Genomic DNA, 24,364 nt, shown 5'->3' with positions numbered 1-24,364 from the left:
CAAGAGGTAGGGGTGGACCCGTATACGCAAGCTTCAGACCGGCGCGGCCCGGATCAATTCAACCCAGCCCGACGCCGCTTGGCAAGCGTGCGTGCACTGTAATCGCAAAGACCGTCGCTTGCATCCGACAGGCACGGTAGTACAGTTCGATGACGGCATTTCGTGAGGTGAGCCTGTGGCACAGAAGCAAAAGCAGGAAGAAGAGGACAAGGTCCGTCTGGACAAATGGCTGTGGGCTGCGCGCTTCTACAAGACCCGTGCCCTGGCCAAGGAAGCCATCGAGAGCGGCAAGGTGCATTACCGCGGCGAGCGCTGCAAGCCGGGCAAGGAGCCGCACGTGGGCGATGAGTTGCAGATACGCACCGGTTTCGATGAGCGCAGCGTGGTCATCGAGGCGCTGTCCATTGTGCGCCGTGGTGCGCCCGAAGCGCAGACGCTCTACCGCGAAACCGAGCAGAGCCAGGCCAGGCGCGAAGCCGCTGCGGCCATGCGCAAGGCCGGCGCGCTGGGCGTGACCACCGACGGCAAGCCTTCGAAGAAGCAGCGTCGGCAGTTGTTCAGTTTTCGCTCAGGGGATTGATGGGGCGCAGTGCTGGCCTCTTCGCGGGCGGCGAGCTCTCTGCCCGCGAAGAGGCCAGCACAGACACCGCATCACCCTGCGACAATACTCAACCGTCCCAGCACCGGCAGCTTCGCCAGCAGCCTGAACAATGGCTCGGTGACCCGCACCAGCCATTGCGAAGTATGGGCTGCGAAGGGCGTGTAGTAGCCCCAGCCGAGCGCCCAGACGGCCATCAGCACACCGCCGATGTAGTCATCCTGCCCCCAGTGGGCCCCGGCAACCAGGCGCGGCAGCATGAACACCAGGGCCAAGGCCCAGATCCACAGCCACTGGCCGATTCGACGGGTACAGACGCTCATGAACAGCGCCCAGATCAGCAGCACCGAAGCATGATCGCCCGGAAAGCTCTGGCTGGAGCGGTCCTTGAGTTCCCAGTGGCGTTCCAGGTTCGGGTACCAGTCGCTGAGCAGTACCGGATCGGTCAGGACCATGCTCGGACTGTCGTGGTCCCAGCCCATTGCGTGTATCCACTTGGAAAACAGCGCGCGCACCACCACTAAGAGCAACAGCACGGCCATGAAGCCGAAAAAGGCCTGGCGAACCTGTCCGGCCTTGAACACCCAATTGCCGCGGATCAGCAGCGCCAGCATGATCACACCGACCACGATGTCGAAGGGTCGCAAGCTGCCCAGGGTCCACACGTAACGCCACGCGTCATTGCTGGCCAGGGGCGTGTTGAGCAGGCGGAACAGCCATTCGTCGAATGCTGTACACAAATGATGGCCAATGGGCCATAACCAGAAGCACAACAGCACGATCGGGATTGAATTGCACAGCAGCAAGCCGCTAACGTTCCACCTGGCTTGGAACAGTGGGGCTTTGTTCATAAGATACCTCTACATCCACAGGGCAGTGAGCGATCAAACGAACGCTCTGAAGCGGACTTTATAAAAGCCGCTACACATTTTGTCACCATTCTCAGATACTGGACTTATGCACGATCTTCCTGAAGCCGATTTCACCCAACGCTTTATTTTCGACGACGCCGATGTACGCGGTGAGGCGGTAGCATTGGAACGCAGCTACGCCGAGGTCCTGGCCAAGCACGATTACCCGCTGCCAGTCCAGTTGCTGCTGGGCGAATTCATGGCTGCCGCAGCCCTGCTGGTAGGGACGCTCAAGTTCGATGGCTTGCTGATTCTGCAGGCTCGCTCCGAGGGCCCTGTGCCGTTGCTGATGATCGAATGCTCCAGCGAGCGTGATATCCGCGGCCTGGCGCGTTTCCATGCCGAGCAGATCAACGACACCGATGGCCTGCCCGAATTGATGCCCGCCGGTACCCTGGCGATGACCATCGACCCTACCGAAGGTCAGCGCTACCAAGGCATCGTGGATCTGGAAGGTGCCGACCTGTCGGCAAGTTTCTCCAATTACTTCGCCCTCTCCGAACAGCTCGGTACGCGCTTCTGGCTCAAGGCCGATGGCCAGCGTGCCCGTGGCCTGCTGTTGCAGCAATTGCCTGCCGCTGTGATCAAGGACGAGGACGACCGCGCCGAGAGCTGGAAGACCGCCATCACCCTGGCCGATACCCTCAAGGCCGAAGAACTGTTGGGCCTGGATAACGAAACCGTTTTGTACCGCCTGTACCACGAGCAGGCATTGCGGCTTTTCGATACCCAGCCGATTCGGTTTCGCTGCAGCTGTTCCAGGGAGCGTTCGGCACGAGCGCTCGTCAGTCTTGGGCACGACGATGCACGCGAATTGCTCAAGGAGCATGGCGGTACGGTGGAAATCGACTGCCAGTTCTGCAACCAGCGCTACTTGTTTGACGCCACCGACGTCGATCAGCTCTTCAGTGGTGCCGGTGTGGACGCTCCGTCAGATACCCGTCACTGAAGCGATTTAGTCTCGCTAAATTAACAAACGGACGCCGGAATAACGCCGTTACCGACAGGAGGACGCTATTCTTTTCGGGCGTTTCTGGCATAATCCGGCCCACTTTTTAGCTGTAGTGGTTGTTGTAAACTTACTACAAAACGTTTGGAGCACTCGGCCCAGAGCCGACGGGGAACCTCATGACGCAAGCCAAGAACGCCGTGTACGCCGATCTGACTGTAGACGATCTGGTTAAAGAAGCCCTGAACCGTGGTGAAGGCGAGCTTGCCGATACCGGGGCTCTGGTGGTGCGTACCGGTCATCGTACCGGTCGTTCGCCAGTCGACCGTTTCATCGTCGAAGAGCCCACTACCCAGGACGCCATTGCCTGGGGCCCGATCAACCGCAAATTCCCCGCCGACAAGTTCGATGCCCTGTGGGATCGGGTCGAAGCCTATCTGGGCGAGCGCGAGCGGTTCGTTTCCCATGTGCATGTAGGCTCCGATCCGGCGCACTACCTGCCGGTCAAGATGACCACCCAGACGGCCTGGCACAACCTGTTCGGGCGTTGCCTGTTCATCAACCCTGAGCAGTACAACGCCGGTGGCAAGGATGAATGGCAGGTGCTCAACGCGCCTGAGTTCGAGTGCGTGCCCGAGCGCGATGGCACCAACTCCGACGGTACCGTGATCATCAACTTCGCGGCCCGCAAGGTGCTGATCGCAGGCATGCGCTATGCCGGCGAAATGAAGAAGGCGATGTTCTCGGTGCAGAACTTCCTGCTGCCGGCCGCCGACGTGCTGCCGATGCACTGCGCCGCCAACATGGGCGAAGACGGCGACGTCACCCTGTTCTTCGGCCTGTCGGGCACCGGCAAGACCACCCTGTCGGCCGACGAAAGCCGTTACCTGATCGGTGACGACGAGCACGGTTGGGGTGTGGGCGTGGTGTTCAACATCGAAGGTGGCTGCTACGCCAAGTGCATCGACCTGTCCGAGAAGAACGAGCCGGTCATCTGGAAAGCCATTCAGCACGGCGCCGTGCTGGAGAACGTCGTGCTCGATGCCGACAAGAAGGCGGACTACGCCGATGACAGCCTGACCCAGAACAGCCGTGCCGCGTACCCGCGTGAGCTGATCGAAAAGCGCGCGCCGAAGAACCTGGGTGGCGAGCCCAATGCCGTGATCTTCCTGACCTGCGACCTGACCGGCGTACTGCCGCCCGTGTCCATCCTCAGCGAAGAGCAGGCGGCCTATCACTTCCTGTCGGGCTACACCGCGCTGGTCGGTTCGACCGAGATGGGTTCGGGCAGCGGCATCAAGTCGACCTTCTCGACCTGCTTCGGCGCACCGTTCTTCCCGCGTCCGGCTGGCGAGTACGCCGAGCTGCTGATCAAGCGTATTCGTGGCTTCGGCTCCAAGGTCTACCTGGTCAACACCGGCTGGACCGGCGGCGGCTACGGCGTTGGCAAGCGCTTCAACATCCCTACCACCCGTGGCGTGATCGCAGCGATCCAGAGCGGCGCCCTGATCGGCACCGAGACCGAGCACTTGGACATCGTCAACCTGGACGTGCCAAAGGTTGTCCCAGGCGTCGACACCAACCTGCTCAACCCACGCAACACCTGGGCTGACCCAGCCGCCTACGACGAAGCCGCCAAAGGCCTGGCTTCGCTGTTCATCGAGAACTTCAAGAAGTTCGACGTGAGCGACTCGATCAAGGCTGCCGGTCCGCAGTTGTAAGTAGCAGCTTGCGAAAGAAACCGCCCCTTTGTGGGCGGTTTTTTCGTTTCTTGGTCTTCGATTTTCACAAGATCAACACGACATCGTTGGCGACAAGATACCCGTCCATCTAGCAAAAACGCGGTGTATCCTTGCTGACGTCGACTGACCAAATGGAGGCAAGCATGTCGCCTATGTCATTTCCCATACCTGACGATATGGCAGAGTCTTTGTCGCGCCTCGCGCGTGATACGGGCCATAGCGAATCTTTTTTAGTGCTTGAGGCCATGCGCGAATACCTGCAGCGCGAGAGTTGGCAGATAGAAGAGATCAAGGACAGCCTTCGGGAATTGGAAGCAGGCAACACCGCCAGTGCCGAAGAGGTAAACGCCCTGTGGGAAAAGTGGGGTAAGGGTGCGAATTGAGTGGCTGACCAAAGCCCTCAAACAACTCGATCACGAAGCCAGTTTCATAGCCAAGGACAATGAATTGGCGGCGACTCAATTCGTATCAGCGGTGCGCGAAGGCGTGGATCGCCTATCCAGGTCCCCGGCGCTGGGTCGCATGGGCCGCGTGGAGGGAACACGTGAGTGGATAATGCCCGACTGGCCATACGTGATTCCCTATCGAATCGAAGTTGATCGATTGATCATCCTCCATATCTTCCATACACGGCGGGCGCTGCCAAGCGATTGGTAGAAACTTGATTGCTGCACATAGGCAAGGCTAGGCCTAAAAGCGACTGTGCAGGCATTTGAAGACAAGGAAAGCGGGAGAGGTGTCGCAGGCAGTGGCCATGCCATCTGCCCGCTTGCGTAGAGAAGCTCTCTACCATGATCGTGACTCAGCGATCGCGCCAGTGCTTGTTGTGGCCGACATGGCGGCCGCGGTCGCGGTGTTTCCATTTGCCGCGGTTGTCGTGGCCGCGATAGCGGCGATCGTCACGATCGTCGCGGTCGGACGAGGTGCCCATGTAGTTGCCCAGCGCGCCGCCGGCACCACCGCCGGTGGCGGCGCCGATCAGGCCGCCTGTGCTGCCGCCTACGTTGCGGCCCACCACGTTGCCGCCTGCAGCACCCAGGGCGCCACCGATGGCGGCCTGGCCACGGCTGCGCTTGTCGGCGCCGACTGCGCTACCTGCCGCACCACCCAGGCCTGCGCCAATGGTCGAGCCGGTGCTGCCGCCCAGTTGCTGGCCGACCACCGCGCCCAGTACCCCACCCAATGCGCCCCCTACACCGGCTTCGGTGTTGCTGCCAGCAGAGGCAGCGCCTGTTACCAGGCCGAGGGTCAACAAAAGTATCGAGGGAAATTTCATCGATCAGATCTCAGAGGGATGACGGCGCGACTTTGCTATGCGATCGGTCGTCCGACAAGCGCGATGTGATGGAAAGCACGATGGGTGCGCAGTTCTGAGATTCTGAAGTTTCATGGGGAAACTTTGAGCGGGGAGGGTGGTCGCACGTACTTCCGGAGTGGCGTCTTTTGCTGGCGTTGAAGGTTAAGAGCAAGATCAAGAGCTACGCGGCTTGCGCCGCTGCTACAGGGGGGGCGTGCACCTTGGGGGCGTTCATCCTTGATTGGCGCGCATCCTTGGGTGCTGGGTATGCTGGATTGGCGTGAGGGCTTGTCGCGGCACGAGCCGCGACAAGGGTTTGCGTGGGGCCTCAGGCGATGCGGGCGCTTGGGGCGGGTTGCTCCAGGCGAATGGCGACGAACTTCGAAGTTGGCGTGCTGCTGCCGTCGCCGACGCTTTCCAGCGGTACCAGCGGGTTGACCTCGGGGTAGTACGCCGCTGCCTGACCGGCCGGAATGTCGAACGCCAGCAGCGTGAAGCCCTTCACGCGGCGCTCGCGGCCGTCTTCCCAGAGTGATACCAGATCGGCTTTCTGACCCGGGCGGAAGCCCAGGCGAATGATGTCCGCCTCATTGGCGAACAACACGTCACGCTGGCCACGTACGCCGCGGTAGCGGTCGTCCAGGCCGTAGATGGTGGTGTTGTACTGATCGTGAGAGCGCATCGACTGCATGATCAGATCCGGCACCTGGCCAGTGGCGCGTACTCGCTCGTCGATCAGGTCCAGCGGCAGGCGGTTGGGCTTGAAGTTGGCGCGCCCGGTAGGCGTGTTCCAGCGACGTGCGCCAGCGCTGTTGCCCAGATAGAACCCACCTGGATGCTTGAGGCGTTCGTTGAAGTCCTTGAAGCCGGGCAGGGTGTCGGCGATCAGGTCGCGGATGCGGTCGTAGTCCGCGATAAGCCAGTTCCAGTCCACCGGCTGCGCACCGAGCGTGGCGGCGGCGATGCCGGCAATGATCGCAGGCTCGGAGCGCATCTGCTTGGACAGCGGCTGCAGCTGGCCATTGGATGCGTGCACCATGCTGAACGAATCTTCCACGGTGACCGCTTGCGGGCCCTCGCTCTGCTGGTCGATGTCGGTACGGCCCAGGCATGGCAGGATCAGTGCCTGCTTGCCATGCATCAGGTGACTGCGGTTGAGCTTGGTGCTGATCTGCACGGTGAGATCGCAGTTGCGCAGCGCCTGTGCGGTGCGGGTGCTGTCCGGCGTGGCCTGGGCGAAGTTGCCGCCCAGCGCGATGAACACCTTGGCTCGGCCTTCGGCCATGGCGTGGATGGCTTCGACCACGTTGTGGCCGTTGGTGCGCGGCACATTGAAACCGAAGCGCTTCTCCAGGGCATCGAGCAGAAAGGCCGGTGGCCGCTCGTTGATGCCCATGGTGCGGTCGCCCTGCACGTTGCTGTGGCCTCGAACCGGGCACAGACCTGCGCCTGGACGACCGATGTTGCCGCGCAACAGCATCAGGTTGGCGATTTCCTGGATGGTCGGCACCGAGTGGCGGTGCTGGGTGATACCCATGGCCCAGCACATGATGACGTTCTTGCCCTTGAGGTACATGCGCGCGGCAAGCTCGATATCGGCCAGCGGCAGGCCGGACTGCTCGACGATGTGCTCCCACGACGTCTCATCGATCGCTGCCAGGTATTCGAGCACAGTGGCGGTGTGCTCGTTGAGGAAGTCGTGGTCGAACACCGACGGTGCATTGTTGGCCTGGGCTTCGCGCTCCCATTGCAGCAGGAACTTGGCCATGCCACGCATCATCGCCATGTCGCCGCCCAGGGCCGGACGGAAGTAGGCGGTGTTGGTCGGACGGTCACCGTTGGTGAGCATCTCGATCGGGTGCTGTGGGTGCTGGAAGCGTTCCAGGCCACGCTCCTTGAGCGGGTTGATGCAGACCACCTGCGCACCGCGCTGGACCGCTTCACGCAGCGGTTCGAGCATGCGCGGGTGGTTGGTGCCGGGGTTCTGGCCCCAGACGAAGATGGCATCGGCATGCTCGAAGTCGTCGAACGTCACCGTACCCTTGCCCACCCCGACGCTCTGCGACAAGGCCACGCCGCTGGCCTCGTGGCACATGTTCGAGCAGTCGGGGAAGTTGTTGGTGCCATAGGCGCGCACGAACAGCTGGTACAGATACGCCGCTTCGTTGCTGGCCCGGCCCGAGGTATAGAACTCGGCCTGGTCAGGGCTTTCCAGATTGAGCAGGTGCTTGGCGACCAGCGCGTAGGCATCGTCCCAGGCAATCGGTACATAGCGATCGCTGGCGGCGTCATAGACCATCGGCTCGGTCAGGCGGCCCTGGTATTCGAGCCAGTAGTCGCTCTGCTCCAGCAGCGAGGTGACGCTGTGCTTGGCGAAGAAGGCCGGGTCGACGCGACGCTTGGTCGCCTCCCAGTTCACGGCCTTGGCGCCGTTTTCGCAGAATTTCACCATGCCGCTTTCCGGCGAGTCGCCCCAGGCACAGCCCGGGCAGTCGAAACCGCCGTTCTGGTTGGTCTTGAGCATGGTGCGGATGTTCTTCAGGGCGTTGTCGCTGCTCAGCCAGAACTGCGTCACGCTGATCAGTGCGCCCCAGCCGCCGGCAGCGCCCTTGTAGGGCTTGTAGCGAGGAACAGGAGTCTTGTCGGCTTGATTGTGAATGCTCACGCTTGATTCTCCAACGCAGGGCTATAGACCCGCGGCGCGCTGTGCTGCGGCAGGTGGATGAGGTTCAGGTTGTGCCGGCGTGCCCATTGCAGGGCCAGGCCGGTCGGCGACGACAGGCTGACCAGGGTCTGGATGCCGGCGCGCAATACTTTTTGGATGAGTTCCAGGCTGCAGCGGCTGGTGACGATGGCCAGCCCGCCGGTACTGTCGATGTTCTGCCGCACCAGGGCGCCGATCACTTTGTCGAGCGCGTTGTGGCGGCCAATGTCTTCGCGGCCCAGCAGCAGGGTGCCGGTGGCGTCCATGAACAGCGCCGCGTGGACCGCGCCGCTGCGCTGGCCCAGTGGCTGGAAGGCACCGATGCGCTGGCGCAGGCCTTCGAGCCATTGCGCTGGCGGCAGGGCCGCGCCGGGCAATACCGCCAGGTCCGGCAATGCCTGTTCGACAGCTTCTACGCCACACAGCCCGCAGCCGCTGCTGCCGGCCAATTGCCGACGCTGGGTCTTGAGGTTCCAGAAGGCGCGATTGGCGATCTGCACCTCGGCATGACGTGCCGAGCCTGCGCCGCTGAGCTTGACGTCGTAGATTTCATCGGCGCCGGCCACGATACCGCTGCCGATGCTGAAACCGGTGACGAAGTCTTCGAGGTCGGTGGGGGTGACCAGCATGACGGCCTGGCTGATGCCGTTGTAGGCGATCGCCAGTGCCACTTCTTCGGCCAATGGCGTGCTGCCGGGTTCGTCCAGGCTCAAGCTGCAGTAACTGTAGGTCTGGCTGGCGGTGGGACTGGCGAGAGGGGCAGCCGAGGTAGAAACGGGCACCGCGCTGGCCGGGTGCTTGGCGTTCATGGGAATTGACCGGCAATGAATTCAGCTTTAAGCCTAGGCGCAGGATTGCCTAGCGTCTAATTGCTATTACCGATGCGACGATAGACCGCATTGATCATGGCGCGTCATAGAGCTTGAAGCAGGCTTCGGCCAGTGCCGAACGGGGCGCCGCGCGGCGCATGATCAAGCCCAGAGGCGCCAGCGTGTGGGCCTCGGCGATGGGTTGCAGGCGCAGGTGCTCGGTCAAGCCTTCGAGCCCGCCTGCCAGGGGCATGATCGCGCAGCACAGCCCACCGTGAACGGCCTGGATCAATTGATGGACGGCATCGGTCTGCAGCAGCGGTTGCGGTGCGAGCCCGCGCGAGTGGAAGTTGTGATCGATGGACTGGCGAAAATGCATGCCGGTGGTGAGCATGCCCAGGGGCAGTTCGGTCAGGGCTTCCCAACTCAGGGCCTGCTCGCCGAAATCGTAGTGACGTTGATCGAACAGCAGGCCCATGCGCGTTTCGCCCAGTGCGCGCGATTCGAAGCGCTCCTGGTCCAGCCGCTCCAGAAACGAGACGCCCAGGTCGATGCGGTTGCTCGCCAGCTGTTCGAGGATCTGCTCGGAGCTCAGCGAGCTGAGTTCGAAGCGCAGGTTGGGGTGCTCGCCGTGCAGGGTGTGCAGCAGCGGCACCGGGTCGAAACTGGACAGTGGCACCACACCCAGACGCAGCGTCCCGACCAGGTGGCCGCGGCACGCCGCCGCTTCGGCCTGCAGGCCATCGTAGGCGGCCAGGACGGTACGCGCCCAGGCCAGCACGCGCTCGCCGGGCGCGGTGAAACCTTCGAAGCGCTGGCCGCGCTTCACCAACGGCAAGTCGAGTTCTTCTTCAAGGTTGCGCAGGCGCATCGAGAGGGTCGGCTGAGTGATGTGACAGCGCGCTGCGGCCTGGCCGAAGTGCCGGGTTTCATCCAACGCGATGAGGAATTTGAGTTGCTTGATGTCCATGCTCGCTCCTGGGTTGGCGATGCGCAGTATAGCGACACGCGCTGGCGGTAGGTCCCTGGCCAGCCGGGCGGGTCACAAACCCGCGATGAGCTCGCGGTAGTCACCCACCGCCGCGAACTCCTCTGTGTCCTTGGCGCCCTTGCGGCTGTCGGGCTCGCTGACCGCCAGCAGGTGCTTGATCCCGTAGGCCCGGGCGCTGCGCAGCACGGGCAGGGTGTCATCGATGAACAGGCTGCGCGCCGGGTCGAAGCCGATGTCGGCCTGCAGGGCGTCCCAGAACTGCGCGTTTTCCTTGGGGTAGCCGTAGTCGTGAGAGCTGATCATCCGCTCGAAATAGGGCGCCAGCTCGATGCGCTCCAGTTTCAGCGACAGCGAGTCGCGGTGGGCGTTGGTGATCATGATCACGCGCTTGCCGGCCTGCTTGATGGCGGCCAGGAACGTGTCGGCGTCGGCCCGCAGCGCGATCAGCTCGGCGGTTTCGCGTTTGAGCTCGCGCACCGGGATGTTCAGCTCGCGGGTCCAGAAATCCAGGCAGTACCAGTTCAGCTTGCCGGCGTTGTCGGTGAACAACGGTTGCAGCTCCAACTGCGCCATCGCCAGACTGACCCCGTGCAGTTGCGCATAGCGTTGGGGCAGATGCTCCAGCCAGAAGTGATTGTCGTAATGCAGGTCGAGCAGGGTGCCGTCCATGTCCAGCAGGACGGTGTCGATGGTGCTCCAGGCGAGGCAAGGCATAGCGAAGATTCTCGGGCAGTGGTGGATCAAGGGTGGCCTGCCGCAGGCCAAGCCACGGTATAGTAACCCGTTCACGTCCAGGAGCTGCCCGATGCGCCAGAAACCCGAAGTCCTCGCCCGCGAAATCGTTGCCAGCAGTCGCCTGTTCCGTGTCGAGCAAGTGCAGTTGCGCTTCTCCAATGGCGTGGAGCGCACCTACGAGCGTCTCGTGGGCCGCGGCAATGGTTACGGTGCGGTGATGATCGTGGCGATGGCCGATGCCGAGCATGCCCTGCTGGTCGAGGAATATTGCGGCGGGACCGATGCTTATGAACTGTCGTTGCCCAAGGGTTTGATCGAGCCGGGTGAAGACGTGTTGGCGGCCGCCGACCGCGAGCTCAAGGAGGAGGCCGGATTCGGCGCACGTGAACTGGAGCACCTCACCGAACTGTCGCTATCGCCTGGGTACATGAGCCAGAAGATCCAGGTCGTGCTGGCGCAGGGGCTGTACGAGGAGCGGCTCGAGGGCGACGAGCCGGAGCCGATGCGCGTCGAACGGGTCAACCTGCGCGACCTGTCCGACCTGGCCCAGCATCCGCAGTTTTCCGAAGGCCGCGCATTGGCCGCCCTGTACCTGGCGCGCGACCTGTTGATCCAGCGCGGAGTGTTCAGCCTGTGAGCGACGTCGAACATCTGTTGCCCGAAGTCGTGGCGCTGGCCCATCAGGCCGGCGCGGCGATCCTGCCGTTCTGGCGGGCCGATGTGCAGGTCATGGCCAAGGCCGACGAGTCGCCGGTGACTGCCGCCGATCTGGCGGCGCATCAGATCATCGTCGACGGGTTGACGGCGCTGGCGCCCGATATCCCGATCCTGTCCGAAGAGGATGCAGACATCGCCCTCGCGGTGCGTGAACGCTGGACCCGCTGGTGGCTGGTCGATCCGCTGGACGGCACCAAGGAGTTCATCAACGGCAGCGAAGAATTCACCGTCAACATCGCGTTGATCGAGAACGGCCGGGTGGTGTTCGGCGTGGTCACCGTGCCGACAACGGGCAGTGCCTACTATGGCGGTGCCGGGCTGGGTGCCTGGCATGCAGCGGGCGGAGAACCGGCCCAACCGATCGGTGTACGCAGTGTGCCTGCGCCCGGCAGCGCGTTTACCGTGGTCGCCAGTCGGCGACATTCCAGCCCCGAACAGGAGCACCTGCTGGCCGGTCTGAGCACCGTGGTGGGCCCGCTGGAGCTGGTCAGTGTCGGCAGTTCGCTGAAGTTCTGCCTGTTGGCCGAAGGCGCCGCCGATTGCTATCCGCGCCTGGCGCCAACTTCGCAGTGGGACACCGCGGCGGCCCAGGGCGTGCTCGAAGGCGCGGGTGGCGAAGTGTTGCAGATCGACGGGCAGCCGTTTGTCTATGCGGCCCGCGAGTCACTGCTCAATCCGTCGTTTCTGGCGCTGCCCAGCAATGTGCCCTGGCGTCAGTCGCTGGTTACGCTGGCGCAGGCGGGGTGTGGGCAACCACCACGTACTGACCGCTGAACGTGACCGCACAGCGCTCGCCATCCAGCACCTGGGTCTGCAGTTGCAGGCGCGCCCGGCCATGGCGTCGGTAGGTCTTGAGAAAGCGCTGCCAAAGAGCCTCGTCGATGTTTTCGCACACGGCCAGGGCGTCGCCGGCCACCGGCAGGGGATAGTCGATCTGACCCTGCTGGATGACGATATGGCCACCGCTCAGGCCGGCCTCGCCCAGGCGCAGGTGCAGCCAACCCCAGCCCGCCAGCACAGCGGCACAGTACAGGCTGCCGCCGAACATCGTGCTCTTGTGGTTGACGTTCGGTGCCAGCGGCACATGCAGGCGCAGGCAATGGTTGTCCCAGGCCCGCACGCGCAGGCCCATGTCGCCGGTCAGCGGAATGTCATGATGCAGCAGCCGCTCGAGGGCCTGGATTTCACTCATGTTCCTCGCCTCCACCAAAGCTCAGGCCGTGCTTGCGCAGCTTGTCGTGCAAGGTCTTGCGGGGGATGCCGAGGGCTTCTGCCAGGCTGCGAACGGAGGTGTGCGAGCGGCTCATCTCGGCCGCGATCAAGGCGCGTTCGAAATGCTCGACCTGATCGCTGAGCCCGCCCGTGACCGTGCGGGTCATCTCCACCGGGCCGGGTTCGCCGTTGTCCAGCGCCAGTTCCAGGCCCAGGGCGAAGCGCTCGGCAGCGTTCTGCAGTTCGCGCACGTTGCCCGGCCAGCTGTGTCGCAACAACAACGCGCGTTGCGCTGCGGAGAGTTCGTTGGCCAGCACGCCGTGGCGTTCGGCCGCGGCATCGGCGTAGTACTGGAACAGCATCAGCACGTCTTCGCCCCGCTCGCGCAAGGGCGGAATGCGTAGCGAGGCAACATTGAGGCGGTAATACAGGTCGGCGCGAAAGCGTCCCTGATCGGCGGCCTGGCGCAGGTCTTCCTTGGTCGCGGCGATCACCCGGATATCCAGACGGATCTGCTGGTTGCCCCCCAGGCGTTCGACCACCCGTTCCTGCAGCAAGCGCAGCAACTTGACCTGCACATCCAGGCTCATGCTTTCGATTTCGTCGAGGAACAGGGTGCCGCCGTTGGCGAACTCGAACTTGCCGATGCGGCGTTTCTGCGCGCCGGTGAAGGCGCCGGGTTCATGGCCGAACAGCTCGCTTTCCACCACCGATTCGGCGAGGGCGCCGGCGTTGATCGCCACGAAAGGGCCGCTGCGGCGGCTGGACAGGTCGTGCAAGGCGCGCGCCACGACCTCCTTGCCGGCACCGGTTTCGCCCAGGATCAGCACGTCGGCGCGGGTCCCGGCCAGCGCGCCGATCTGCTCGCGCAGGCGCGCCATGGAGGCCGACTGGCCGACCAGTCGCGTACTCAATTGCTGCCGATCGCTCAGGGCCATGCGCAGGCTGCGGTTGTCCAGCACCAGGCGGCGCACGGCCAGGCCGCGGCGTACGCTGTCGAGCAGCGCGTCGCTGGCGAACGGTTTTTCGAGGAAGTCGTAGGCCCCGGCGCGCATCGCCTGCACGGCCAGCGGCACGTCGCCGTGGCCAGTGATCAGCAAGACCGGCAGCTCGGTATCGCGGGCATGCAGTTGTTCGAGCAATTGCAGGCCGTCGATGCCCGGCATGCGGATATCGCTGACCACCACGCCAGGCCAGTCGCGCTCGATGCGTGCGGACAGGCCCTGGGCATCGGCCAGGGCCAGCACCTTGAGGCCGGCCAGGTCCAGGGTCTGGCTCAAGGCCTGACGCAGATGGGGATCGTCGTCGATCAGCACGACCTGGATCTTGCTGTCGATGGCGCTGTCGCTGGTCATGCCGATGGGTCCTCGGGGGCTTGCAGGCTGACGCCCGGCTCTCCAGCGCGTAAACGCAGGATCAGCAGGGCGCCGCCTTGGGGATGGTTGGACAGCAGCAGTTCGCCGCCCAGTGCGCGCATCAGCGTATCGCAGATCGCCAGGCCCAGGCCAAGCCCTTGTGTGCGTGTCTTGGTGGTGAAGAACGGCTCGCGTGCCCGGGCCATGGCTTCGCTGGTAAAGCCGGGGCCGTTGTCGCGGATGCGCAGCTCCACGCCGTCGGCGGTCTGTTCGGCGCTGAGCCAGAGGCATCGTGGCGTGGCTTTTTCGGTCAGGGCATCGAGGGCATTGGCCAGCAGGTTGCCCAGCACCTGACGCAGCCGGGTTTCGCCGGCCTGGACCCAGAGCGGCGCATCGGGCAGGTCGCGGATCAGCTCGACGGCCATGGCCCGGCGGCGCTTGGCGAGCAGCGCCAGGGCATCGTCGAGGGCCGGCTGCAGGGCGACGCTTTCCAGGGCGTGGCGGTCGCGACGGGCGAAGGCACGCAGGTGCGCGATGATCGACGCCATGCGGCCGGTCAGTTCGCTGATCAACTTGAGGTTGCCCCGCGCATCCTCGATGCGCTCGTGGTCGAGGAGCACTTCGGTGTTCTCGGCGTAGCTGCGAATGGCCGCCAGGGGCTGATTGAGCTCATGGCTGATGCTGGCCGACATGGTGCCCAGCGCCGACAGCTTGCCGGCCTGCACCAGTTCGTCCTGAGCACGCACCAGCTCCTGCTGGGCCTGCTCGCGTTCGAGCACTTCCTGGCGCAGCTTGCTGTTGAGCCCTTCCAGCGCACTGGTGCGTTCCACCACCCGCGTTTCCAACTCATGTCGGGTGCGGCCTTCGAATTCGATGCGCTCGAGGTAGTGGCGGCGACGCTGCATCATCAGACCCAGCAGCAGCATCAATGCCAGGAGCAGGGCTCCGCCCACCGCTACGACGGTGCGCACCGGGCGATCGAGCAAGGTCTTGGGGGCGAGGATGCTGACGTTCCAGCCGGTTTCGGCGATGGTTCGCGTCTGGGTGAGCCAGGCGTCGGCGTCCAGATTCAGCGGCTGCGGGTCGCGGGTGGGGTAGGGCAGGATCGAGACGATGGCCTGACGCTCGCCATCGCTGAGCGGGCGTGTGGCCCGGAAGCGCCATTCGGGCCGCGAAGTGAGGATGACCACGCCGTTGTGGTCGGTGAGCAGGAGCTGTTCGGGCGTCTTGCCCCACAGGGTTTCGGTGTGGTCGAGGTCGACCTTCACCACCAGCACGCCGATGACCTTGTCCTGGTCATGTACGGCGGCGGCGAAGAAGTAGCCGCGTTTTGCCGACGTGGTGCCAAGCCCGAAGAAGCGTCCCAGGCGCCCGGCGACGGCATCGCTGTAATAGGGGCGAAAGGCGAAGTTGCGACCGACGAAACTGTCGCGCTGCTCCCAGTTGGAGGCAGCCAACGTATTGCCGTCGGCGTCCAGCAGGTACATGACTTCCGCCCCGGTCTGTTCGCGGATGTCCTTGAGCAGATGGTTGGCGTCTAGCGTTGCTTGAGGGTCGCGAGGTGCAGCCAGCAGCGCACGCAGCGCGGGCAGGTCACCGAGGATTTGCGGCAGGGTTTCGTAGCGGTGCAGGGTGCCCAGCAGGTTGGCGACGTAGAGGTCCAGCGTCTGCCGGTTCTGGCTGACCAGCTCGCTTTTGTAATAGCGCTCGGCCAGGTGTTCCAGGGGCCATAACAGCGGCGCCAGGCACAAAGCGAGGATCGCCAGGCTGCGCCAGCGGGGTCTGCGAGTGGAGGAAGATCTGGAGGTCATAGGACAACACGCCGGGATGGACCGGCGTATTATGCGTCAGGCAGCTGCCGCGAAGCACGGGTGACATGCATCGCGACGTTGCCACAGGCCGATCACGGAAACACGTCGGCCTCTTCCAGGCGCTTGCCGGCCAGGTCCTTGGCCGACAGCGATGGCGCTGTATCCAGCTGCCAATCGATTGCCAATTGCTCGTCATCCCACGCGATGCTGCGTTCCGAAGACGGATCGTAGTAGTCGGTGGTCTTGTAGAGGAATTCGGCGTACTCGCTCTGGACCACGAAGCCGTGGGCGAAGCCCGGCGGAATCCACAGCTGGCGGCTGTTCTGCGCGGACAGCTCGACGGCCACCCACTTGCCGAAGTTGGGCGAACTGCGGCGGATGTCCACCGCGACGTCCAGCACTTGCCCGGCAACCACGCGCACCAGCTTGCCTTGGGCATGCTGCACCTGATAGTGCAGCCCGCGCAGCACGCCACGGGCCGAACGCGAGTGGTTGTCCTGGACGAACGGCAGGTCGATGCCAGTCGCTTCCTTGAAAGCCCGGGCATTGAAGCTTTCGTAGAAGAAGCCGCGCTCGTCACCGAAAACCTTCGGCTCGATGATCAATACATCGGGCAGTTCGGTAGCGATCACGTTCATCGGGTTTCTCCGGCCAGCGCGTACAGGTACTGGCCGTAGCCGGTCTTGCCGAAGTACTTGGCGCGCACCAGCAACTGTTCGCGATCGATCCAGTGGTTCTGGTAGGCGATTTCTTCCAGGCAGGCCACTTTCAGCCCCTGACGGTGTTCGATGGTCTGCACGTATTGCGAGGCATCGAGCAGGCTGTCGTGGGTACCGGTGTCGAGCCAGGCGAAGCCACGGCCGAAGCGCTCGACGCGCAGGTCGCCGCGTTCCAGGTAAGCATTGTTGACGTCGGTGATTTCCAGCTCGCCGCGCGGCGAAGGCTGGACGTCCTTGGCGATGCGCACCACGTCGTTATCGTAGAAGTACAGGCCGGTGACCGCGTAGCTGGACTTGGGCTCGGCCGGCTTTTCTTCGATGGACAGTGCGCGACCGTCCTCGTCGAACTCGACCACGCCGAAACGCTCGGGGTCCTTGACCCAGTAACCGAATACGGTAGCGCCGGTAGGGTGCGCCGAGGCGCGCTTGAGCTGATCGCTGAAGTGCTGGCCGTGGAAGATGTTGTCGCCCAGGATCAGGCACACCGGGTCGTCGCCGATGAATTCCTCACCGATCAGGAACGCCTGGGCCAGGCCGTCCGGCGCCGGCTGTTCGGCGAACTGGATGTTGATCCCGAACTGGCTGCCATCGCCCAGCAACTGGCGGTATTGCGGCAGGTCCTGAGGCGTGGAGATCAGCAGGATCTCGCGGATGCCGGCCAGCATCAGTACCGAGATCGGGTAGTAGATCATCGGCTTGTCGTAGATGGGCAGCAACTGCTTGGAAACACCCAGGGTAATAGGGTGCAGGCGGGTGCCGGAGCCCCCGGCCAGAACGATACCTTTCATCATGCGATCAAGTCCTTAGGTTCGGTGAAGCCCAGGCGTTCACCTTGATAACTGCCGTCCTGCACGCGACGGCACCATTGAAGATTGTCCAGATACCACTGCACGGTCTTGCGCAGGCCGGTCTGGAAGGTTTCCTGCGGGACCCAGCCCAGTTCGCGCTCGATCTTGCTGGCGTCGATGGCGTAGCGCAGATCGTGGCCCGGGCGATCCGTGACGAAGGTGATCAGGTCGGCATAGTGCGCCACACCGTCCGGACGCTGCGGTGCCAGCTCATCGAGCAAGCCGCAGATGCTGCGCACCACGTCGATGTTCTTCTGCTCGTTGTGGCCGCCGATGTTGTAGGTCTCGCCGACCACGCCTTCGGTGACGACCTTGAACAGGGCGCGGGCATGGTCTTCGACGTACAGCCAGTCACGCACCTGCATGCCATTGCCGTACACCGGCAGCGGCTTGCCGGCCAGGGCGTTGAGAATCACCAGCGGAATGAGTTTCTCCGGGAAGTGATACGGGCCGTAGTTGTTCGAGCAGTTGGTGATCAGCACCGGCAGGCCGTAGGTGCGCTGCCAGGCGCGTACCAGATGGTCGGAGGCTGCCTTGCTGGCGGAGTAGGGCGAGCTTGGCGCGTACGGCGTGGTTTCGGTGAACAGGTCGTCCACGCCATGCAGGTCGCCATAGACCTCGTCGGTGGAAATATGGTGGAAGCGGAAGGCGTCGCGTTCGGCTGCTGGGAGCTGCTGCCAGTAGCCACGGGTGGCTTCGAGCAGGGCATAGGTGCCGACCACGTTGGTCTGGATGAACTCGCCCGGCCCGTCGATGGAGCGGTCGACGTGGGATTCAGCGGCCAGGTGCATGATCGCGTGGGGCTGGAAACGCGCCAGCACGGCGGCGACCGCTGCCTGGTCGGCGATGTCGGCCTGGACGAATTCGTAACGGCTGTCGTTGGCGATTTCGGTCAGTGATTCGAGGTTGCCGGCGTAGGTCAGCTTGTCGAGGTTGAGAACTTCGTGCTCGGTGTTGGCGATCAGGTGCCGAACCAGTGCCGAGCCGATGAAACCGGCGCCGCCGGTGATGAGAATGCGCATGTCGAAAGCCTTCTTCCTTAGCTGACAAAGATTCGTTGCAGCCTAGCTTGTGTGGATGGGCGCGGCGGTGCAAGCCCGATTGGTTAAACGAATGTGCAGCATGGTTGTGCAGCATGGTTCAGTAGCCACCGGCCTGCGCGATCGCGTCGCGAGAGACAACGTTGCCGATGGTGGAAATGTCGCGCGGCGAACCGCTACAGTACTTGCAAATCAGGCCATCGAGGTTTTACTCATGCCGCTCGACTCGCTCGTGCAACGTGCCAGTCTTCCCAACCCCGTGGTGAGTATCGAACAGGCGCAGGCATTGTTGTTCGAGCACTACGGCCTGCAGGGCCAGTTGTACAGCCTGGGTAGCCAGCAGGACCTGAACTTTCGGGTCGAAAACCCACAGGGCCGCTGGGTGTTGAAGTTCTGTCACGATGAGGGAGCCCGTCAGGCACTGGCTGCCCAGCATGCCGCGATGCTGCATCTGGCCCGCAGTAGCCTGTCAGTGCCTCATGTGCTGCTGGCGACCGACGGTCGCGACACCGTGGCCGTAACGCTCGGCCAACAGCGCCTGCAGATGCGCGTGTTGAGCTATCTGGAAGGCCAGCCGCTGACCCGTCTCAAGCACCTGGGGCCCGAACCGATCGCCCGCATCGGCAGATTGTGCGGTGAGGTGGACCGCGCCTTGATCGACTTTCGGCACCCAGGCCTTGCGCGCACGCTGCAATGGGACCCGCGCCACGCGCATAAGTTGCTTGATCGCCTGCTGCCGACGCTCGATGATCCACGGCAACGTGGCCGTGTGGTCGAAATGGCGTTTCAGGCCCAGCGTCGGCTGGGACAGGTGAGCGTCGATCTGCCGATGCAGGCGGTGCATCTGGACATCACCGACGACAACACTGTCTGGCAGCGCGATGCGGATCTGCGCTGGCAGCTGACGGGGCTGATCGATTTTGGTGATCTGGTGCACACCTGGCGTGTGGCGGACCTGGCGGCAACCTGCGCCGCGCTGCTGCATCATGCCCATGGCGATCCGTTCGCGGTGTTGCCGGCAGTGACGGCCTATCATCAGGCCAATCCGCTGAGCGAAGCCGAGATGCGTGCGCTGTGGCCGTTGGTGGTACTGCGAGCGGCGGTGCTGGTAACCAGCAGCGCCCGGCAGTTGAGCGTGGCGCCGGATAACGACTACATCCGGGCCAATGTCGAGCACGAGTGGGAGATCTTCGACATAGCTACCGCAGAACCATTCGAATTGATGGAAGCGGCAATTTTCAGCAGTGTGGGTCGGAGCATACCCGAATCTTCAAGCGATGGCATATTGCCGTTGTTCGCCGGCGTGACGCACTCGACAGTTTGCTCCGTGGATTTGAGCGTGCTCAGCGAGCATTTCGCGGACGGCAATTGGGAGCAAGCGAATATCGACGAACGGCTGCTGGCCGATGCCGCAGCGGTCGGTGGCTGGGCCTGCACCCGGTATGGCGAGTACCGCCTCTCGCGTACCCGCATCGACACCTGCTCGGCATCGGCGACCTGCGCACTGCATGTGCAGGTCCAGGCGCCGCCGGGCACATCCCTGCAAGCGCCCTGGGCTGGTACGCTGCGGCGACTGGCCGATGCCAGCGTGGTGCTCGAAGGCGCCTTCGCGAGCCTGCACCTGTGGGGGCTCGATTGTCCTTGCCCAGCCGGGACGGTGCTCGCGGCGGGCGCCCCGCTGGGTCAGGTCGACGGTTCGCTGCTGGTGCAACTGTGCCGCATTCCCGAGCTGAGTCCGCCGCTGTTCTGTACGCCGGCGCGGGCAGCAGCCTGGCAGCGTCTGTGCCCTTCGCCGGCGTTTGTGCTGGGCATCGATTGCGATGCACCGACACCCCCCGATGCGGACCTTCTGCTGCGGCGTCGCGACGCCAGCTTCGCGCGTTCGCAGAAGCATTATTACCAGGCGCCGCCGCAGATCGAGCGCGGCTGGCGCAACCATCTGATCGACATGCACGGCCAGGCGTATCTGGACATGCTCAACAACGTCGCGGTACTTGGCCATGGGCATCCGCGCATGGCCCAGGTGGCGGCGCGACAATGGTCGCTGCTCAACACCAACTCACGTTTTCACTATGCCGCGATCGCCGAGTTTTCCGAGCGCCTGCTGGCGTTGGCCCCCGAAGGGTTCGATCGGGTGTTTCTGGTCAACAGCGGCACGGAGGCCAACGACCTGGCGATTCGGCTGGCCTGGGCGGCCAGCGGTGGCCGTGACATGCTCAGCATGCTCGAGGCCTACCATGGCTGGTCGGTGGCCACCGATGCCATTTCCACCTCCATCGCCGACAACCCGCAGGCCTTGAGCACGCGTCCGGACTGGGTCCATCCGGTGATGGCGGCCAACAGCTACCGCGGCACCTTCCGCGGCGCCGACAGCACCGCGGGCTACGTGCGCAGCGTCGACGATACCTTGCATCGATTGGATGCGCAGGGGCGTCAACTGGCCGGTTTCATCTGCGAGCCGGTGTACGGTAACGCCGGTGGCATTGCCCTGCCCGAGGGGTATCTGCAACAGGTCTACGAGCGGGTCCGCGCCCGCGGAGGCGTGTGCATCGCCGACGAAGTGCAGGTCGGCTATGGCCGACTCGGCGAGTATTTCTGGGGGGTCGAACAGCAAGGCGTCGTGCCGGACATCATCACCATGGCCAAGGGCATGGGCAATGGTCATCCATTGGGCGCGGTGATCACCCGTCGCGAGATTGCCGAGGCGCTGGAGGTCGAGGGTTATTTCTTCTCGTCGGCCGGTGGCAGCCCGGTGAGTTGCCGCATTGGCATGGCGGTGCTCGACGTCATGGCCGAAGAGGGATTGTGGGAAAACGCGCGGGTGGTCGGCGGACATTTCAAGGCCCGCCTGCTGGCCTTGCTCGATGAGCATCCGCTGGTGGGTGCCGTGCACGGGTCCGGCTTCTATCTGGGCCTGGAGCTGGTGCGCGACCGCCACAGCCTGGAGCCGGCGACCCAGGAGACGGCGCTGTTGTGCGAGCGGCTACGGGAACTGGGCATCTTCATGCAACCCACCGGTGACTATCTGAACATCCTCAAGATCAAGCCACCGATGGTGACTACCCGGCAGAGCGTGGACTTCTTCGTCGACAGCGTGGCGCGGGTGCTGGACGAAATGGCCTGCTGAATCAGTCGCTGGCGCGCCCTGCGGCGGGTGTGTTTCACGATCCGCCCGACAACCTGTAGAGTGCGCCCATACCTTTTCATGGACCACCGGAGCCCTGACCCATGACCACGCTCGACAGTACCCCTCGCGCCGACGGTTTCCACATGCCGGCCGAATGGGCACCCCATACCCAGACCTGGATGCTGTGGCCCGAGCGCCCGGACAACTGGCGCCTGGGTGGCAAGCCGGTGCAGGCGGCGCATGTCGCCCTGGCCAAGGCCATCGCGCGTTTCGAACCGGTCACGGTCGGTGTGTCTGCCGGGCAATACGACAACGCGCGCGCGCGCCTGGACGTGCCCAACATCCGTGTGGTCGAGATCAGCAGCGACGATGCCTGGATGCGCGATACCGGGCCGACCTTCGTCGTCGACCACGGTGGCGAAGTCCGCGGCGTGGACTGGGCCTTCAACGCCTGGGGTGGCTTTCTGGGCGGACTCTACGCGCCCTGGAACCGCGACGAGCAGGTCGCCAGCAAGGTCCTGGACATGGAACGCTGCCAGCGTTATCACACCCACCGTTTCGTGCTCGAGGGTGGCTCCATCCACGTTGACGGCGAAGGCACGCTGATCACTACCGAAGAGTGCCTGCTCAACCGCAATCGCAACCCACACCTGGACCGCGGCCAGATCGAACACATCCTGGCCGATCACTTGGCGGTGGAGAAGATCATCTGGCTGCCCGACGGCCTGTTCAACGACGAGACCGACGGCCACGTCGACAACTTCTGTTGCTACGTGCGTCCCGGTGAAGTGCTGCTGGCCTGGACCGACGACGCCAGCGACCCGAACTATCCGCGTTGCCAGGCCGCTTTGCAGGTGCTGGAAAACAGCGTCGATGCCAAGGGCCGGGCGCTGGTAGTGCACAAGATGCCGATTCCCGGGCCTCTCTATGCCACTCAGGAGGAATGCGACGGCGTCGACCTGGTTGCCGGCAGCCAGGAGCGTCATCCGTCCGTGCGTCTGGCCGGTTCCTACGTGAACTTCCTGATCGTCAACGGCGGCATCATCGCCCCAAGCTTCGACGATCCGCTCGACGGCAAGGCGCAGGCCTTGCTGCAGAAGCTGTTTCCAGAGCATGAAGTGGTCATGGTGCCAGGCCGCGAACTGCTGCTCGGCGGCGGCAACATCCACTGCCTGACCCAGCAGCAGCCGGCACCTGTGCGCGGTTGAGTTGGCCTGAGTCGCCCTGAAAAGCCCGGCCTGATGCCGGGCTTTTTCATGGGCGTTATTCCATCGCGCGACCTTCTTATAGCCACAAAGTTTCACGAAATTTTGACTTTCGTTGTCCCCCATCGCTAGGATCCGACCCCGCACACGGATCCTCATAGACCCTGCCCCACCGTTCGAACGCCTGTTGCAGAGCGCTGCGCAGGTCGCACGAACGACGGAAAACAAGCGGGTGGTCGTGTAGCGTCCTCACTGGTGATTAGGGAAAACAAGATGTTGAACAAGAAATGGGCTGTCCTCGCCCTGGGCGTGATGGCGGCTACCCAAGCCATGGCCAACGAGCAGGCCGATGCCAAGGGTTTCGTCGAAGACAGCCACCTCAATGTACTGCTGCGCAATGCCTATATCAGCCGTGACTACAAGCATGGCGGGCAGGACAAGGCCGAGTGGGGCCAGGGCGTGATCGCCAAGTTCAACTCCGGTTTTACCCAGGGCACGGTCGGCGTCGGCGTCGATGCCTTCGGTCTGTATGCTCTGCGCCTGGATGGCGGTACCGGTCGCGCCGGTGCTGGCGGCATCGACTTCTTCAAGCGTGGCGGTACTTCGGATGATCCGAGCAGCGCGCCCCACGACCTGGCCCGTGCCGGGGCAGCGGTGAAGGTGCGTATTTCCAACACCGTGATCAAGTACGGCGATCAGATGCCAGCACTGCCGGTGCTCAACTTCGACGATTCACGCCTGTTGCCGGAAAGCTTCACCGGCACCCTGATCACTTCCAAGGAAATCGATGGCCTGGTGCTCAACGCCGGGCGCTTCACCCAGGAAGCGCGCAAGAGCGCCGAAGCCCGCGACAGCGGCGGCCTGAAGAAGATCGACGTGTACGGCGGTAGCTACCAGTTCACCGACAGCCTGACCGGTGCCTTGTATGCCTCCGATGTCGAAGACCGGTTGAAGAAGCAGTACATCAACCTCAACTACGTACTGGCCCTGCCGAGCGAGCAATCGCTGACGTTCGACTTCAACGGCTACCGCTCGCACCTGGACAAGGACTATGCCAGCACCTTGGGCACCGGCCGCGACAACAAGATCTGGAGCCTGGCCGCTACCTGGGCCTTCGGCCCGCACTCGCTGACCCTGGCACATCAACGCAGCACCGGCGACACCGGCTACAACTACGGTTTCTACCAGAACGCCGGCGGTGTGGGTGACGGTGGCTCGACCATCTTCCTGGCCAACTCGTACTGGTCGGACTTCAACGCCGAAGACGAAGTCTCCTGGCAGTTGGGCTACGGCATCGACTTCCGCACATTCGGCGTGCCGGGCCTGACCTACAAGGTGGCCTACGTGCGTGGCGACAACATCCGCACCCCGACCGGCGACGGTCAGGAGCGCGAGATCTTCAACCAGATCCAGTACGTGGTACAGAACGGCCCGGCCAAGGACCTGACCCTGCGCCTGCGCGGCTCGTGGCTGCGCACCTCGGACAACGTCCGTGCCTCGGGCTACAACGACGACGGCAACGAAGTACGCGCCTTCGTCGAGTACCCGATCAACATCTTCTGATGTCGACCCGGCGCTGAACAAGAACCCCGCA

At 63.7% G+C, this 24,364-nt stretch carries 22 protein-coding genes; 10 read left to right on the top strand and 12 right to left on the bottom strand.

The features are described from left to right. Positions 1-175 precede the first annotated feature (175 nt). On the top strand, positions 176-580 hold the full coding sequence (locus QMX89_RS14085; RefSeq protein WP_282348663.1) for a S4 domain-containing protein: 405 nt from the start codon (positions 176-178) through the stop codon (positions 578-580). A 71-nt stretch (positions 581-651) separates the two neighbouring features. Here the strand turns inward: QMX89_RS14085 and QMX89_RS14080 are convergent, their stop codons facing one another. Further along, entirely contained in the window at positions 652-1,449 is a 798-nt protein-coding gene (locus QMX89_RS14080) for a phosphatase PAP2 family protein (RefSeq protein ID WP_282348662.1), read from the bottom strand. A 106-nt stretch (positions 1,450-1,555) separates the two neighbouring features. Here QMX89_RS14080 and hslO point away from each other — a divergent pair, with 106 nt between their 5' ends. From hslO to QMX89_RS14060, 4 genes are all read left to right on the top strand, one after another. Further along, on the top strand, positions 1,556-2,458 hold the full coding sequence (gene hslO, locus QMX89_RS14075) for an Hsp33 family molecular chaperone HslO (protein ID WP_049860237.1): 903 nt from the start codon (positions 1,556-1,558) through the stop codon (positions 2,456-2,458). A 179-nt stretch (positions 2,459-2,637) separates the two neighbouring features. Continuing rightward, a complete protein-coding gene (locus QMX89_RS14070; RefSeq protein ID WP_049860236.1) occupies positions 2,638-4,179 on the top strand; it encodes a phosphoenolpyruvate carboxykinase in 1,542 nt (513 codons plus the stop codon). 164 nt (positions 4,180-4,343) lie between these two features. Further along, positions 4,344-4,583, top strand: coding sequence for a ribbon-helix-helix protein, CopG family (locus QMX89_RS14065; RefSeq protein WP_056844698.1), 240 nt, complete (start codon positions 4,344-4,346; stop codon positions 4,581-4,583). Next, complete coding sequence (locus QMX89_RS14060) at positions 4,573-4,857, top strand: type II toxin-antitoxin system RelE/ParE family toxin (protein ID WP_282348661.1); 285 nt, start codon at positions 4,573-4,575, stop codon at positions 4,855-4,857. The genes QMX89_RS14065 and QMX89_RS14060 overlap by 11 nt, the downstream gene beginning before the upstream one ends. 145 nt (positions 4,858-5,002) lie before the next feature. Here QMX89_RS14060 and QMX89_RS14055 read toward each other — a convergent pair whose 3' ends face one another. The 5 genes from QMX89_RS14055 to yrfG form a co-directional block, all read right to left on the bottom strand. Then, positions 5,003-5,476, bottom strand: a complete 474-nt coding sequence (locus QMX89_RS14055) for a glycine zipper domain-containing protein (protein ID WP_056844696.1) — start codon at positions 5,474-5,476, stop codon at positions 5,003-5,005. Positions 5,477-5,825: 349 nt separating this feature from the next. Continuing rightward, the gene (locus QMX89_RS14050) at positions 5,826-8,162 is read right to left on the bottom strand and encodes an FdhF/YdeP family oxidoreductase (RefSeq protein ID WP_049860233.1); all 2,337 of its coding nucleotides are present in this window, start codon (positions 8,160-8,162) and stop codon (positions 5,826-5,828) included. Further along, positions 8,159-9,010 carry a formate dehydrogenase accessory sulfurtransferase FdhD gene (fdhD, locus tag QMX89_RS14045; protein WP_134721992.1) on the bottom strand — a complete coding sequence of 284 codons (852 nt, stop codon included), beginning with the start codon at positions 9,008-9,010 and terminating at the stop codon, positions 8,159-8,161. The genes QMX89_RS14050 and fdhD overlap by 4 nt, the downstream gene beginning before the upstream one ends. Before the next feature lie 94 nt (positions 9,011-9,104). Continuing rightward, entirely contained in the window at positions 9,105-9,980 is an 876-nt protein-coding gene (locus QMX89_RS14040; RefSeq protein WP_049860231.1) for a LysR family transcriptional regulator, read from the bottom strand. A gap of 72 nt (positions 9,981-10,052) precedes the next feature. Next, positions 10,053-10,715 carry a GMP/IMP nucleotidase gene (gene yrfG / locus QMX89_RS14035; RefSeq protein ID WP_282348660.1) on the bottom strand — a complete coding sequence of 221 codons (663 nt, stop codon included), beginning with the start codon at positions 10,713-10,715 and terminating at the stop codon, positions 10,053-10,055. A gap of 91 nt (positions 10,716-10,806) precedes the next feature. Between yrfG and nudE the strand changes: the two genes are divergently transcribed. Beyond that, positions 10,807-11,373, top strand: a complete 567-nt coding sequence (gene nudE / locus QMX89_RS14030; protein ID WP_282348659.1) for an ADP compounds hydrolase NudE — start codon at positions 10,807-10,809, stop codon at positions 11,371-11,373. Next, positions 11,370-12,227 carry a 3'(2'),5'-bisphosphate nucleotidase CysQ gene (gene cysQ, locus QMX89_RS14025; protein WP_282348658.1) on the top strand — a complete coding sequence of 286 codons (858 nt, stop codon included), beginning with the start codon at positions 11,370-11,372 and terminating at the stop codon, positions 12,225-12,227. Before nudE ends, cysQ begins: the two co-directional genes overlap by 4 nt. On the opposite strand, the gene QMX89_RS14020 is transcribed toward cysQ, so the two are convergent. From QMX89_RS14020 to rfbB, 6 genes are all read right to left on the bottom strand, one after another. Continuing rightward, on the bottom strand, positions 12,178-12,645 hold the full coding sequence (locus QMX89_RS14020) for a thioesterase domain-containing protein (protein ID WP_049861438.1): 468 nt from the start codon (positions 12,643-12,645) through the stop codon (positions 12,178-12,180). The genes cysQ and QMX89_RS14020 overlap by 50 nt on opposite strands. Further along, the gene (locus QMX89_RS14015) at positions 12,638-14,020 is read right to left on the bottom strand and encodes a sigma-54 dependent transcriptional regulator (protein WP_049861437.1); all 1,383 of its coding nucleotides are present in this window, start codon (positions 14,018-14,020) and stop codon (positions 12,638-12,640) included. The genes QMX89_RS14020 and QMX89_RS14015 overlap by 8 nt, the downstream gene beginning before the upstream one ends. Then, positions 14,017-15,831, bottom strand: coding sequence for an ATP-binding protein (locus QMX89_RS14010; RefSeq protein WP_090361079.1), 1,815 nt, complete (start codon positions 15,829-15,831; stop codon positions 14,017-14,019). The genes QMX89_RS14015 and QMX89_RS14010 overlap by 4 nt, the downstream gene beginning before the upstream one ends. A 92-nt stretch (positions 15,832-15,923) precedes the next feature. Beyond that, positions 15,924-16,469 carry a dTDP-4-dehydrorhamnose 3,5-epimerase gene (gene rfbC, locus QMX89_RS14005; protein WP_049861435.1) on the bottom strand — a complete coding sequence of 182 codons (546 nt, stop codon included), beginning with the start codon at positions 16,467-16,469 and terminating at the stop codon, positions 15,924-15,926. Beyond that, positions 16,466-17,341: a glucose-1-phosphate thymidylyltransferase RfbA gene (rfbA, locus tag QMX89_RS14000; RefSeq protein WP_049861434.1), complete on the bottom strand. Its 876-nt coding sequence runs from the start codon at positions 17,339-17,341 to the stop codon at positions 16,466-16,468. The genes rfbC and rfbA overlap by 4 nt, the downstream gene beginning before the upstream one ends. Further along, positions 17,338-18,420, bottom strand: a complete 1,083-nt coding sequence (gene rfbB / locus QMX89_RS13995; protein WP_282348651.1) for a dTDP-glucose 4,6-dehydratase — start codon at positions 18,418-18,420, stop codon at positions 17,338-17,340. The genes rfbA and rfbB overlap by 4 nt, the downstream gene beginning before the upstream one ends. A gap of 232 nt (positions 18,421-18,652) precedes the next feature. Between rfbB and QMX89_RS13990 the strand changes: the two genes are divergently transcribed. From QMX89_RS13990 to QMX89_RS13980, 3 genes are all read left to right on the top strand, one after another. Then, positions 18,653-21,565, top strand: a complete 2,913-nt coding sequence (locus QMX89_RS13990) for an aminotransferase (protein WP_282348650.1) — start codon at positions 18,653-18,655, stop codon at positions 21,563-21,565. Between the two features lie 101 nt (positions 21,566-21,666). Continuing rightward, positions 21,667-22,773: an agmatine deiminase gene (gene aguA / locus QMX89_RS13985; RefSeq protein WP_282348649.1), complete on the top strand. Its 1,107-nt coding sequence runs from the start codon at positions 21,667-21,669 to the stop codon at positions 22,771-22,773. Between the two features lie 270 nt (positions 22,774-23,043). Then, complete coding sequence (locus tag QMX89_RS13980) at positions 23,044-24,333, top strand: OprD family porin (protein WP_282348648.1); 1,290 nt, start codon at positions 23,044-23,046, stop codon at positions 24,331-24,333. The last annotated feature ends 31 nt before the right edge of the window (positions 24,334-24,364 follow it).

The sequence above is a fragment of the Pseudomonas sp. PS01301 genome (assembly GCF_029960215.1).
Classification (GTDB): domain Bacteria; phylum Pseudomonadota; class Gammaproteobacteria; order Pseudomonadales; family Pseudomonadaceae; genus Aquipseudomonas; species Aquipseudomonas coleopterorum.
Note: the sequence above shows the minus strand (reverse complement) of the source record. Positions and strands in the feature narration are given on the sequence as shown.